Origin of the sequence: Alcaligenes pakistanensis, from assembly GCF_014652815.1 — a bacterium.
GTDB classification, from domain to species: domain Bacteria; phylum Pseudomonadota; class Gammaproteobacteria; order Burkholderiales; family Burkholderiaceae_B; genus Alcaligenes; species Alcaligenes pakistanensis.
This window is the reverse complement of record NZ_BMZN01000005.1, coordinates 252,631-265,885: the sequence shown is the minus strand read 5'-3', so window position 1 is coordinate 265,885 and position 13,255 is coordinate 252,631. Positions and strand designations below refer to the sequence as shown.

10 protein-coding genes are annotated in these 13,255 nt (G+C 58.1%); 8 read left to right on the top strand and 2 right to left on the bottom strand.

The genetic code is table 11. The features are described from left to right. Positions 1-195: 195 nt before the first annotated feature. Entirely contained in the window at positions 196-1,392 is a 1,197-nt protein-coding gene (locus IE156_RS16600; protein WP_189393757.1) for a trans-sulfuration enzyme family protein, read from the bottom strand. Positions 1,393-1,514: 122 nt separating this feature from the next. Further along, the gene (locus IE156_RS16595) at positions 1,515-2,591 is read right to left on the bottom strand and encodes an MBL fold metallo-hydrolase (RefSeq protein ID WP_189393756.1); all 1,077 of its coding nucleotides are present in this window, start codon (positions 2,589-2,591) and stop codon (positions 1,515-1,517) included. Positions 2,592-2,975: 384 nt separating this feature from the next. On the opposite strand from IE156_RS16595, the gene IE156_RS16590 reads away from it, so the two are divergent. The 8 genes from IE156_RS16590 (at position 2,976) to IE156_RS16555 (ending at position 13,214) form a co-directional block, all read left to right on the top strand. Beyond that, positions 2,976-3,368, top strand: a complete 393-nt coding sequence (locus IE156_RS16590) for a MerR family transcriptional regulator (RefSeq protein WP_189393755.1) — start codon at positions 2,976-2,978, stop codon at positions 3,366-3,368. Between the two features lie 81 nt (positions 3,369-3,449). Further along, positions 3,450-4,628 (top strand): isovaleryl-CoA dehydrogenase, encoded by a 1,179-nt coding sequence (locus tag IE156_RS16585; RefSeq protein WP_189393754.1) that lies wholly within the window; start codon positions 3,450-3,452, stop codon positions 4,626-4,628. 12 nt (positions 4,629-4,640) lie between these two features. After that, positions 4,641-6,509, top strand: coding sequence for a bifunctional isocitrate dehydrogenase kinase/phosphatase (gene aceK, locus IE156_RS16580; protein ID WP_189393753.1), 1,869 nt, complete (start codon positions 4,641-4,643; stop codon positions 6,507-6,509). Continuing rightward, positions 6,502-7,683, top strand: a complete 1,182-nt coding sequence (locus IE156_RS16575; RefSeq protein WP_189393752.1) for an acetyl-CoA C-acyltransferase — start codon at positions 6,502-6,504, stop codon at positions 7,681-7,683. Before aceK ends, IE156_RS16575 begins: the two co-directional genes overlap by 8 nt. A 72-nt stretch (positions 7,684-7,755) precedes the next feature. Then, positions 7,756-9,363, top strand: coding sequence for a carboxyl transferase domain-containing protein (locus tag IE156_RS16570; protein WP_189393751.1), 1,608 nt, complete (start codon positions 7,756-7,758; stop codon positions 9,361-9,363). A gap of 14 nt (positions 9,364-9,377) precedes the next feature. Further along, positions 9,378-11,390, top strand: a complete 2,013-nt coding sequence (locus IE156_RS16565) for an acetyl/propionyl/methylcrotonyl-CoA carboxylase subunit alpha (protein ID WP_189393750.1) — start codon at positions 9,378-9,380, stop codon at positions 11,388-11,390. Between the two features lie 108 nt (positions 11,391-11,498). Beyond that, positions 11,499-12,392 (top strand): tRNA glutamyl-Q(34) synthetase GluQRS, encoded by an 894-nt coding sequence (gluQRS, locus tag IE156_RS16560; RefSeq protein ID WP_189393749.1) that lies wholly within the window; start codon positions 11,499-11,501, stop codon positions 12,390-12,392. A gap of 363 nt (positions 12,393-12,755) precedes the next feature. Beyond that, complete coding sequence (locus tag IE156_RS16555) at positions 12,756-13,214, top strand: Smg family protein (protein ID WP_189393748.1); 459 nt, start codon at positions 12,756-12,758, stop codon at positions 13,212-13,214. The last annotated feature ends 41 nt before the right edge of the window (positions 13,215-13,255 follow it).

Below are 13,255 nucleotides of genomic sequence, written 5' to 3'. Positions count from 1 at the left end.
CCTCAAGACTGGAGTTCGATCCAGTCTTGAGGGCCGTTGGTTTTTCTGCTTCTTTCATCGACTAAAGACGGCTGATCGATACTGATCTCAGTGCAGTATCAATGCTAATAAACAGTCGACACACCTCGCGTAAGTTAAGAGTCTTGCATCAGGCAACCCTACAGCGACTAGTGACTTGATAAAGAAATAGCAGCCTTAAACCTGCGCCGCCTTCTCGAAGGCTTGCGTCAGGTCAGTACACAAGTCATGGCTTGATTCCAGACCAATATGCAGGCGCACCAGGCAGTCCTGGCTGCCTTGCCAATAGCTGTGGCCGCTTAAAAAGGCGGTATCCACCAACTGCACCAAGCTCTCAAAACCGCCCCAGGAAAAACCGATGCCAAAGAGCGTCAGGGCATCCACAAACACACGAGCCTGCGCATTGCTCATCCGTAGCTGCACCGACAACATGCCGTTCGAGCCTGTGCAGTCGCGCTGCCACAGCACATGGCCGGGATCTTGAGGCCAGGCCGGATGATAGATACGGGTAACTTCAGGACGGCTATCCAGAAACTGGCAGACCTTCAAGGCATTGGCTGCACTTTCGCGCATACGGATAGGCAAGGTGCGTACACCACGCAAGGCCAGCCAGGCATCATCCGCACTGATGGAAAAGCCCAGAGCATAGTGATTGTCGTGCAAGCGCTTGTTGATGGCCGGGTCTGCCGACATCACGGCCCCCAGCATCAAATCGGAATGGCCCGCCACGTATTTGGTGCCCGCGACGATGGACACATCAAAACCCAGCTCCAACGGGCGATAGATATAGCCCGAGCCCCAGGTATTGTCAGTGACCAGCAGCAGATTATGCTTGCGGCCAAACTCAGCCAAAGCAGGCATGTCCAACATCTGCATCAGCAAAGAACCGGGCGACTCCACATACACCATGCGGGTGTTGTCTTGCAGGTGGCGCTCCATCTCCTCGGGCGTGGGCGCACAAAACGTGGCTTGTATGCCCATGCGACGCAGCACGGTTTTTTCCAGGTAACGCACCGGGCCATAAGCACTGTCGGCAATCAGCACGTGATCGCCAGAATCCAGCAAAGCCAATAGGCCCAGGGTGATCGCGGCCATGCCCGACGGTGCCAGCAAGGCCTGGGTGGCAGACTCCAACTGACAGAACACCTGCTCCAGCGCCGCATGGGTATCCATGCCGGAGCGCCCATAGGTCACCGACCGTTTTTCAGGATCCGCCTTGTCCACCTGAGCTCGGTCCAAGGCATCCAGATTGCGGAAGCGCACCGTGCTGGTGCGCATGATGGGCACAGCCACCGGTGCCGCATCCGTATGCGGGTCGAATGGTGCCAGACCAGTGTGTTGCAGGGCGGTATCCAGGGCGAGATCAGAGCTCATAGTTTCGGCAGGCAGTAGCAAGAAAAGCTCTACGCTACCACAGGCCATGATGCTCAGTCGCCTAAGCCTTTTTCGCTATATTGCGTCCCCTTATTAGGAGGGCAGCACAAACCGTGCAGCGCTTAAATCCGCTGAAAGCGGTACACGCCATCCTCACCCATTTCACGGCGCAGGCGATCATCAAAGAACAAGGCGTGCAGGTGAGCAATAGCCTCACCCATGGCAAAGGTCATCTGATGGGAGTCCAGCTTGCGGTGAAACAGCACAGGCAGAATATCCGCAGCGGTACAGGGCTGGGCGCAGGCTTCCAGGACTTCTTCCAGACGCTCGGCATGGTGCTCCTGCTGCTGGCGAATGCGTTCATGCATGCCACGGAAAGGCTTGCCGTGCGAAGGCAGCACCAAGGTGTCCGGGGCCAGATCCTGATAGGACTGCAAGGAGTCCAGGTACAAAGGCAGCGGATTGGCAAAAGGCTCGGTATCAAACACGCTGATATTGGTGGAGATACGAGGCAAGAGCATGTCACCGGAGATCAGCACTTTCAGCTCTTCGCAGTACAAGGACATATGCTCGGGGGCATGGCCGTAACCCACAATCAAGCGCCAGGGGCGACCGGCAATCATAACGCGCTGACCATCCAGCAAACGCACAAAACGATCTGGCACCGAGGGCACCATGGACGGGTAGTAGTCCCCACGGCTGCGAATCTGCTCGCGGGCTTTTTCATCCTGCAAACCGTGACGGACAAAATGCGCTTCAGCCGCGACACCGTTGGGGCCACCGGCTTCTGCACCTGTCTGACGTCCACCAGCCCCAGACCACAGCTTGGCAGTGGCGTAATCGGTCATGCTGATCCACAGCGGCGCATTCCAGCGCTGACACAACCAGTCTGCCAAACCAACGTGATCCGGGTGCATGTGCGTGACGATCACACGCAGCACCGGCAAACCGTCCAGCTCATTCTGAAAAACCTGTTCCCACAGCTCGCACACCTCGGGGCGAGCGATCCCACAGTCCACAATCGTCCAGCCGTCGCGCCCATCGATTTGGTCGCGCAATAGCCACAAATTGATGTGATCCAGCGCAAAGGGCAAAGGCATGCGCAGCCAGCGCACCCCCGGCGCGACTTCAAGGCTGCCGCCTGCAGGGGGCAGGGTATCTGCCCAGGGATAATTCAATTTTTGTTCGTTAGGATTCATGCTCGCTCCAAAGAATAGCTCTTGTCGGGCGTAAGGGCAGACCATACTACAAGGCCCTAGGGCCTATTAACCGTAAAAGGAGCCTCACATGAGTATGCAAACACGAGCATGACAAGGCGCGAAGCAGAGCCGTGGCGGGTCCACGGCGAGCATTCGCAACGCAGGCAGGCTTGTGTTTACATACTCACCCTTTTGGGCTGGCTGGCAATCAAGCAGCATACGTCGTTGCCCACGCCTTGCGTGGAACCACCACGCTACGGCCTGCGCGCCTAGCCTGCTGCTTGATTGCCAGCCAGTGTGAGGCTCCTTTTACGGTTAATAGGCCCTGGTTCGCACCCCGGCTCTATGGCATGATAGTTTACGTTTACGTAAATCACACTAAAAATGACAACGACAACCTGGACAATATCGGATCTGGCGCACGAGTTTGGCATCACGCCTCGCACCTTGCGCTTCTATGAAGATCAAGGGATCTTGAGCCCACTGCGCCAAGGCACACAGCGTATCTACCAGCCCCGCGATCGTGCCCGCCTGAAGCTGGCCCTGCGCGGCAAGCGCCTAGGTCTTCAGTTATCGGAGATTCTGCGGCTAATCAATATGTATGAATCCCCGATGGACACCGCCTCCCAGCTCAAGCACTATCAGGCTGTTCTGGACGAGCACCGCTTGCGCCTGGAACGCCAACGGCAGGACCTGGACCAGACCTTGCAGGAAATCCAGGCCCAGCTAGACATCTGCCACAACATGAGTGAACAACTGAAAACCGAAGCCCGCTAAGGGAAAACCCATATATATGACGTTTACGTAAACGTAATATAAATACACATCCCCAACCCATTTATTTCCACGGAGTGTCACATGAGCCTGCCCGGCCTGAATTTCGATCTTGGCTCCGACCTGGACATGCTGCGCGACGCTGTCGCCGACTTCTCCCAGGCCGAAATTGCCCCTTTAGCGGCTCAGCTGGATCACGATGACCAGTTCCCCATGCACTTGTGGCAGAAGTTCGGTGAGATGGGTTTGTTGGGGATGACCGTTAGCGAAGAATACGGTGGTGCCAATATGGGTTACCTGGCGCACATGATCGCGATGGAGGAAATCTCGCGGGCCAGTGCCTCGGTCGCTCTGTCCTATGGTGCCCATTCCAATCTGTGTGTGAACCAGATCAACCGCAACGGCACTGAAGCTCAAAAACAAAAATACCTGCCCAAACTCATCAGCGGCGAGCACATTGGTGCTTTGGCCATGAGCGAACCCGGTGCCGGCTCTGACGTCGTCAGCATGAAGCTGCGCGCCGAGAAAAAGGGCGACCGCTATGTGCTGAACGGCTCCAAAATGTGGATTACCAACGGCCCGGACGCTGACACCCTGGTGGTGTACGCCAAGACCGACCCACAAGCGGGTTCGCGTGGCATTACCGCCTTCCTGATCGAAAAAGGGTTCGCCGGTTTTTCCGTCGCCCAAAAGCTGGACAAGCTGGGCATGCGCGGCAGCCACACCGGCGAGCTGGTATTCCAGGACTGTGAAGTACCTGAAGAAAATGTGCTGGGCCAAATCAATGGCGGCGTCAAAGTGCTGATGTCCGGTCTGGACTACGAACGTGCTGTGCTGGCCGGTGGCCCGCTGGGCATCATGCAAGCTGTCATGGATGTGGTGGTACCGTACATCCACGACCGCAAGCAGTTCGGTCAGGCCATCGGCGAGTTCCAGCTGATTCAAGGCAAGATTGCCGATATGTACACTACCCTGCAAGCCAGCCGGGCCCTGTGCTACGCCGTGGGCAAGAACCTGGATCGCCTGGGTGCCGGCCATGCGCGCTCCGTCCGTAAAGACTGCGCCGCCGCCATTTTGTACAGCGCTGAAAAAGCCACCTGGATGGCGGGTGAAGGTATCCAGATTCTGGGCGGTAATGGCTACATCAACGAATTCCCCACAGGCCGCCTGTGGCGCGATGCCAAGCTGTACGAGATCGGCGCGGGCACCAGTGAAATCCGCCGCATGTTGATCGGCCGCGAACTGTTCGCTGAAACCGCCTAAAAAGGCAAAGGCATGTCCAACCCTGATTTTGGCGAAACTACTGTCATCACCCCGGTTCACAAGCCGGGACTGACGGCTATCCAGGTGGCCCAGGCCATGCTGGACGGTTTTAATCGTCACTACGCGCTGTTTCGCTACAGCGCCCAGCGCGCCAAATCTCTGTACGAGTCAGGCGACTGGCAGGGTATCCAGCAACTGTCGCGTGAACGTATCGAGTACTACGCCACACGCGTGCGTGAATGCGCGGCCATGCTCAGCCACACCCTGCGCCTGCATCAGCCCGACCCGGCCAGCCCGGCGCACTTGGATGATGTCCAGCAACAGCTGTGGCTGCAAGCTAAAGCAGAATTTGTACGGCTGCTCTCGGGCCACCGTCAGCCCGAATGCGCAGAGACCTTCTTTAATTCCGTCTCCTGCCGTGTGCTGCACCGGCATTACTTCCGCAACGAATTCATTTTTGTACGGCCTGCCGTTGCCACAGACTATCTGGACGGCGCGCTACCTTCGTACCGGGTGTACTACCCCACCGAAGAAGGTCTGGAAGCCAGTCTGACCCAGATGTTGGCCGACTTCGGTCTGGCCGCCCCCTTTGCCGACTTGCCGCGCGATGTGCGTACGTTGGCCCGCATGGCCTTACGCCAGCTGTGCCGCCGCCTGCCGCGTGGTTATGGCTCGCGCATCGGCTCGGATTGCCAGATTCAGGTGCTGAACTCCCTGTTCTTTCGCAACAAGGGTGCCTATGTGGTGGGCCGCCTGATTAATCAGGGCGAAGTGCTGCCATTTTCGATTGCCATCCTGCATCGTCCCTCGGGCCATTTGCATATAGATGCCTTGCTGCACACCACCGACGACCTGTCCACGCTGTTCAGCTTTACCCGCGCCTACTTCCTGGTCGATATGGAAGCCCCGTCGGCCTACGTAGACTTCCTGTCCAGCCTGCTGCCACGCAAACCCAAGGCCGAGCTATACACCGCCATCGGCCTGCAAAAACAGGGTAAGACCCTGTTCTACCGCGACTTTCTACACCACCTGTCGCACTCGCACGATCACTTTGATCTGGCTCCCGGTATTGCCGGGATGGTAATGACGGTATTTACCTTGCCGTCCTATCCCTATGTATTCAAGCTGATCCGTGACCGCATTCAAAAGCAGGGCATGGACCACGCCACCGTGCGCAGCAAATACCAGTTGGTCAAAAAGCATGATCGTGTCGGGCGCATGGCGGACACCTGGGACTACGCTCAGGTTGCCTTGCCCAAAGCGCGTTTCTCCCAAGCCTTGCTGGAAGAGCTGCGCCGCGAAGTACCTAGCTTGCTGGAGGAGTCTGAAGACACCATCTTGCTGCGTCATGTGTATATCGAACGCCGTATGACCCCGCTGAACCTGTACCTGAACAAAGCCAGCGACCCCGCCTTGAATGCCGCCGTGGAGCAGTACGGCAAGGCAATTCGCGAACTGGCCGCCGCCGACATTTTTCCCGGCGACATGCTGTTCAAGAACTTTGGTGTCACCCGTCTGGGCCGCGTCGTGTTCTATGACTATGACGAAATCCAGCACATGCGCGAGATGAACTTTCGCGTCATCCCGACTGCGCCCAATGAAGAGGCCGAAATGGCCAGCGAGCCCTGGTACCCCATCGGCCCGAACGATGTATTTCCTGAAGAATTCGGCTATTTTCTACTGACCGACCCGCGCATCCGCAAAGCTTTCATGGCCCACCACGCAGAATTGCTGGAACCTGAATGGTGGACTCAGTGCCGCTTGCGAGTAACGCAAGGTCGGATCGAAAATATTTTTCCATACAACAAAGATCGGCAGCTGCATGAGTTTGCCAAGCGCGCGCCGGTCTCCTCTTTGCAACCAGGAGTCTTTCATGACTAATTCCGTTGTCATCGTCTCGATCGCCCGCACGCCTATGGGCGGCATGATGGGTAGCCTGTCTGATCTTGCCGCCCACGAGCTGGGCGCCGTCGCCATCAAGGCGGCGATGGAACGCTCGGGCATCCAGGCCGATAAGGTCGACGAAGTGATTATGGGTAACGTGCTGCAGGCCGGACAGGGCCAGGCCCCCGCTCGCCAGGCGGCGCTGGGTGCCGGACTGCCCCAGGGTGTGGCGTGCACCACCATTCATAAAGTATGTGGCTCGGGCCTGAAAGCCGCTATGTTTGCCCACGACCTGCTCAAAGCGGGCAGCGTGGATGTGGTGGTGGCTGGCGGTCAGGAGAGCATGAGCAATGCGCCTTACCTGCTGCTCAAAGGTCGTGAAGGCTACCGCTACGGCCACTCCACTGTATATGACCACATGGCCATGGACGGCCTGGAAGACGCATACAGCCGTGGCACCGCCATGGGTGTTTTTGCCGAAGACTGCGCCAGCAAATACGAGTTCAGCCGCGAAGAGCAAGATGCTTACGCACTGGAATCGCTGCGCCGCGCTCGCCAAGCCAGCGACGATGGCAGCTTTGAATGGGAAATTGCCCCGGTGACCATTGCCGGTCGCAAGGGTGATGTCGTCATTGCCAAGGACGAAGCCCCCGCCAAAGCCATGCCCGAGAAAATCCCGACTCTGCGTCCTGCCTTCAAGAAAGACGGCACGATTACGGCTGCCAACGCTTCGTCCATTTCGGACGGTGCCGCCGCCATGGTCATCACCACCGAAGACAAGGCCAAAGAACTGGGCGCAACGCCATTGGCCCGCATTGTGGCTCACACCCAGCATGCTCAGGAGCCAGCCTGGTTCACAACCGCTCCGGTGGCCGCTATTCAGAAGCTGCTGGATAAAACCGGCTGGAGTGTGGCCGATGTGGATCTGTTCGAGATCAACGAAGCCTTTGCCGTAGTCACGATGGCCGCCATGAAAGACCTGAACATCCCGCACGACAAGGTCAATATCCACGGTGGTGCCACTGCCCTGGGCCACCCCATCGGTGCATCGGGTGCTCGCCTGCTGGCTACCTTGATCGGCGCACTGCGCAAAACCGGCGGCAAGCGCGGCATTGTCTCGCTGTGCATTGGTGGTGGCGAAGCCGTCGCCCTGGCCGTCGAGCTGGTTTAAAGCAAGCTCATCAGCCGGGCTGCGGCCCGGCTGATTACATGGGCTTTTCTCTGTTCTCTTTCCAGGCACGCCATGTCAGTTATTGAATCCCGCATCAATCCGCGTTCCCAAGAATTTCAGGACAACGCCTCGATCATGCAGGCCCTGATCCTTGATCTGCGCCAAAAGCTACAGACAACCGCATTGGGCGGATCGGAATCCTCTCGGCAACGCCATATTGGACGCGGCAAACTGCTGCCCCGCGAGCGTGTCGAGCGCCTGCTGGACCCCGGCACTCCTTTTCTGGAGTTATCCCCCCTGGCGGCTCACGATGTCTATAACAACGAGTCTCCGGGCGCGGGCGTCATCACGGGCATTGGCCGCATTGCAGGCATTGAATGTGTGGTGGTTTGCAACGATGCCACGGTTAAAGGCGGCACCTATTACCCGCTGACCGTCAAAAAGCATTTGCGTGCCCAGGAAATTGCGCAACAGAACAATCTGCCATGTGTGTACCTGGTGGACTCGGGCGGCGCTAACCTGCCTAATCAAGAAGACGTGTTCCCGGATCGGGATCACTTTGGCCGTATCTTTTACAACCAGGCCAATATGTCGGCCCAGGGTATTGCCCAGATCGCCGTGGTGATGGGCTCGTGTACCGCTGGCGGTGCCTATGTACCCGCCATGAGCGATGAGTCCATCATCGTGCGCGACCAAGGCACTATCTTCCTGGGTGGCCCGCCACTGGTGAAAGCCGCAACAGGCGAAGAAGTCAGCGCCGAAGATCTGGGCGGTGGCGATGTGCACACACGCCTGTCCGGCGTGGCCGACCACCTGGCCGAGAACGATCTGCATGCGCTGGAACTGGCGCGCCGCTGCGTCGGTCGCCTGAACCGCGAAAAGAAACTGCCTTGGCCGCTGAAAGAAGTGCGCGAGCCACGCTACGACCCGCAAGAGCTGAACGGCATTATTCCTGCCGATACCCGCAAGCCCTACGATGTGCGCGAAGTGATCGCCCGTATTGTGGACGACTCGGACTTTGACGAATTCAAGGCTCGTTTTGGCACGACGCTGGTGACCGGCTTTGCCCACATTCACGGCATGCCCGTAGGCATCATCGCCAATAACGGCATTCTGTTCTCCGAAGCGGCACAGAAGGGCGCACACTTCATCGAACTATGCTGCCAGCGCAAGACGCCTCTGGTGTTCCTGCAGAACATCACCGGCTTCATGGTGGGCCGCAAGTACGAGAACGAAGGGATTGCTCGCCACGGAGCTAAGCTGGTAACCGCCGTGTCTACCGCTGCTGTGCCCAAGTTCACCGTGATTCTGGGAGGCTCTTTCGGTGCCGGTAACTACGGCATGTGTGGTCGCGCATTCAGCCCGCGCCTGCTGTTTCTTTGGCCCAATGCCCGCATCTCGGTCATGGGTGGTGAACAGGCGGCCAGCGTGCTGGCCACGGTGCGCCGCGACGGCCTGGAAGCCCGTGGTCAAAGCTGGAGCGCCGAGGAAGAGGAAGCCTTCAAAGCCCCCATCCGTGATCAGTACGAACATGAAGGCCACCCCTACTACGCCACCGCGCGTTTGTGGGATGACGGCATCATCCAGCCTTCGGACACCCGGCGCGTTTTGGCCCTGGGCCTGTCCGCCGCCTTGAACGCCCCTATTGAAGACACCCGCTTTGGCGTGTTCCGCATGTAAGACAAGGAGACCCTGTGTTTCAGACCCTGCTGATAGCCAATCGCGGTGAAATTGCCTGCCGGGTGGCCGCTACCGCCCGGAAACTGGGGCTGCGTACCGTTGCCGTCTATTCCGACGCGGACGCCGACGCCCAGCATGTACGTGCTTGTGATCAAGCCGTGCGTATCGGTGGCCCCGAGCCACGCGACAGTTATTTAAAGATAGACGCCATTCTGGAAGCCGCCCGTGCAACGGGCGCTCAAGCTATCCACCCTGGCTATGGTTTTCTTTCCGAGAACGAGCACTTTGCCCGTGCTTGTGAAGAAGCCGGCATTATTTTTGTAGGCCCCCCTGCACAAGCCATTGCGGCCATGGGCAGCAAATCCGCCGCCAAGACCCTGATGGAAAAAGCCGGTGTGCCTTTGGTACCCGGTTACCACGGCGACAATCAAGACCCGGACTTCCTGCACCAGCAAGCCGACCAGATCGGCTACCCCGTGCTGATCAAAGCCAGTGCCGGCGGTGGCGGCAAGGGCATGCGCATTGTGGAAGAGTCCGGCGCATTCCTGGAAGCCTTGCGCTCTTGCCAGCGTGAAGCGGCCAGCAGCTTTAGCGACGACCGCGTGCTGATCGAACGCTATGTCACCAAACCCCGCCATATCGAAATCCAGGTCTTTGGTGACCAGCACGGCGGATACGTGTACCTGTTCGAGCGCGATTGCTCAGTACAGCGCCGTCACCAGAAAGTGATTGAAGAAGCTCCCGCACCCGGCATGACACCCGAACGTCGTCAGGCTATGGGTGAGGCCGCCATTGCCGCCGCCCGTGCCGTCAACTATGTAGGTGCAGGCACCGTGGAGTTCATCGCCGAGCAAGACGGGCGTTTCTACTTCATGGAAATGAACACCCGCCTGCAAGTGGAACACCCGGTAACCGAGCTGATTACCGGCCACGATCTGGTGGAATGGCAATTGCGTGTGGCCGATGGCCAGCCTTTGCCCGCCAAACAGGAAGAACTCAGCATCAATGGTCATGCCATTGAAGTGCGTATCTACGCCGAAAACCCGGATAAGGACTTCCTGCCTTCCATCGGTACGCTGCGCAGCTTGCAGTATCCCGCCCATGCGTCTTTCACCTCCGGTGATGTGCGTATCGACAGTGGTGTGCGTGAAGGCAGCCTCATCAGCCCTTTCTACGATCCCATGATCGCCAAGGTCATTACCCACGGAGCAGACCGCGAGCAGGCTCGTCGTCGTCTGATTCGCACGCTGGCAGACACCCAGGTGGCCGGGGTACACACCAACAAGACCTTCTTGCAGCGCTTGCTGGGTGATGAAGCCTTTGCCCAGGCCGATCTGGATACAGGTCTGATCCCACGCCGTCACGATGCGTTGTTCCCCAGCAATCAGGACGTTCCGGACTCGGTGCTGGCCTTTGCGGCCTGCGCCGTGCTGACTCACCAGGGACTGAGCGGACAGGCGGCAAAATCCGACCCGTGGGCTGTGCATGATGCATGGCGTCTCAGTGGGGACTACGATCAGAAAGTGGCTCTTCAACTGGGTGAGCAAGCCTACGAAGTGCTGCTGCAACGTCGCGAAAACCAATGGCAGATCACGCTGGGAGACACGCGACATACGCTGCGCTGGCAAGCCGAGCTAACTGCCGCTCTAGCCAACACCCTGACTCTGCGCCTATGGCTGGATCAAGTTGAATACCGTGCCCAAGTCTTGCAGGATGGCGACCAACTGCAAGTGGCCCAGGCCGGTTCAGACTGGACCCTGGTCGTGGTCGACACCTTGGCCAGCGCCGGCACCAACAGTCAGGAAGCCCACGGCGGCCGCCTGACGGCCCCCATGCCGGGCAAGATCATTGCCTTGAATGTGGAGCCCGGCACCAGCGTCAAACAGGGTGATGTGCTGCTGGTAATGGAAGCCATGAAAATGGAACACTCCATTCAGGCTCCTGCCGATGGCATCGTCGCCGAACTATTTTTTGCGGTGGGCGATCAGGTACCCGAAGGCGCAGAACTGGTCACTATGGAGAGCTAAAACCCGAGCGTTTCAGCCCGCGTAAAACGTATTGCCGGGCTGAAAAAACAGGCGTAAAGTCGCATTAACAAGAGCCCCCTCAGGGGCTCTTGCCGTTAAGAACGACTCATGACTGCCCAGCCTCTTACCCCTTACTGCGGTCGCTTTGCGCCTAGTCCCAGTGGTCCCCTGCACGAGGGCTCGCTGGTCGCCGCCATGGCCAGTTACCTGGATGCACGCGCTCAACACGGGCGCTGGCTCTTGCGTATTGAAGATATAGACACGCCACGGGTCGTGACCGGGGCCGACCAGATCATCCTGCAACAATTGCAAGGTCTGGGCATGCACTGGGACGACGAAGTACTGTGGCAAAGTCAGCGGCTGGCCCGCTATCAGGAAGTTTTTGACCGCCTGCGTGAGCAGAACATGGTCTATGGCTGCATTTGCACCCGTCAGGAAATCCTGGCCGCATCGCTGCCCGTCGCCCCGGACTCGCACGAACACCCTTACCCTGGCACCTGCCGTCACGGCATCCCGGCAAATCGTGCCACGCGCGCATGGCGTCTTCGAGTGCCCGAAGGTATAGAACATTTCACGGATCGCTGGATGGGGCCACAGCAACAGGACGTTGCCAAGGAAGTGGGGGACTACATACTGAAACGGGCCGATAAACGCTGGGCCTACCAGTTGGTGGTGCTCATTGACGATGCCGATAGCCAGATCACCGATGTCGTCCGGGGTGCCGACCTACTAAGCTCCACCGCCCGCCAGCGTGTTCTACAAAAGATACTGGGCCTGCCTCTGCCCCGAACTCTGCACGTGCCATTAGCCTGCGACAGCCAGGGCCGCAAGCTCTCCAAACAGAACCATGCCCCGGCCTTTGATCTGGAGCACCCGCTGGATACCCTGAACCGGGTCTGGGCCTTTTTAGGCTTTGCGCCTCTGGTAGCGAACTCGCCGGACGGATTCTGGAGCCAGGCCATCAGTGCCTGGGCACAACGCTTCCCCTTGCCTGGGCCCTGAAGCCCGCACATCTGACCTGGATGCTGGATGCTGGATGCTGGATGCTGGATGCTGGATGCTGGATGCTGGATGCCAGCGAGTGTAAGACGTCCAGCAGGCTCTACAAGCCCATTAACAGGGTTTCAAATAAACGACAGTTTCTGCCCCAACAATCGATTTATGTTTCAATCGTAAAGACACTCGGCCCTAACCGGCCCCAGCCAGAGCAAAAACAGGCAAAAAACGGCCTGAAAACGCAAGGCAAGACCCTTTCATCTCCTGAGCCCCCCATTTGCCCCCTATCGCAAATCAGCGTAAAGTTTGGTCACTGGTTACCGAAATCACGCAGTTTTTTTAATCACTTAGGACGGCAACCTTATATCCATGTTTGATATCCTGGTTTATCTATTCGAGACGTATTACAACCCCCAGTCCTGTCCCAAGGCGGAGGTTCTGGCCCACAAATTGGCCGCTATTGGCTTTGAAGACGAGGACATCAACGACGCACTAGGCTGGCTACATGCACTGGGCGAGACCTCGCAACAGTGTCAGCCTACGGCTCAACTCAGTCCCATCAGTCAGCGTATTTTTTCTGAGCACGAGCAACATGTGCTGGGCGCTGATGCCATGGGTTTCATCACCTTTTTGCAAAACTCCGGCGCTCTTACCGCCCACCTGCGCGAAATTTTGATTGAAAGCGCCATGACGGTGGATGAAAGCCCCGTGTCTTTGGACAAAATAAAAATTGTTGCCCTGATGGTTCTCTGGAGCCACGAAGCCGAGATCGATCACCTGATCTTTGAAGAACTGCTCAGCGACGACTCCACCCGTCAGTCCCACTAAGCACGTACACAGGAACCGTATTTTTGTTTAGGAAACGGCCC

Coding starts and splice junctions, on each gene's coding strand:
- IE156_RS16600 (WP_189393757.1), bottom strand. CDS start 1,392: ATGAGCTCTGATCTCGCCCTGGATACCGCCCTGCAACACACTGGTCTG.
- IE156_RS16595 (WP_189393756.1), bottom strand. CDS start 2,591: ATGAATCCTAACGAACAAAAATTGAATTATCCCTGGGCAGATACCCTG.
- IE156_RS16590 (WP_189393755.1), top strand. CDS start 2,976: ATGACAACGACAACCTGGACAATATCGGATCTGGCGCACGAGTTTGGC.
- IE156_RS16585 (WP_189393754.1), top strand. CDS start 3,450: ATGAGCCTGCCCGGCCTGAATTTCGATCTTGGCTCCGACCTGGACATG.
- aceK (WP_189393753.1), top strand. CDS start 4,641: ATGTCCAACCCTGATTTTGGCGAAACTACTGTCATCACCCCGGTTCAC.
- IE156_RS16575 (WP_189393752.1), top strand. CDS start 6,502: ATGACTAATTCCGTTGTCATCGTCTCGATCGCCCGCACGCCTATGGGC.
- IE156_RS16570 (WP_189393751.1), top strand. CDS start 7,756: ATGTCAGTTATTGAATCCCGCATCAATCCGCGTTCCCAAGAATTTCAG.
- gluQRS (WP_189393749.1), top strand. CDS start 11,499: ATGACTGCCCAGCCTCTTACCCCTTACTGCGGTCGCTTTGCGCCTAGT.
- IE156_RS16555 (WP_189393748.1), top strand. CDS start 12,756: ATGTTTGATATCCTGGTTTATCTATTCGAGACGTATTACAACCCCCAG.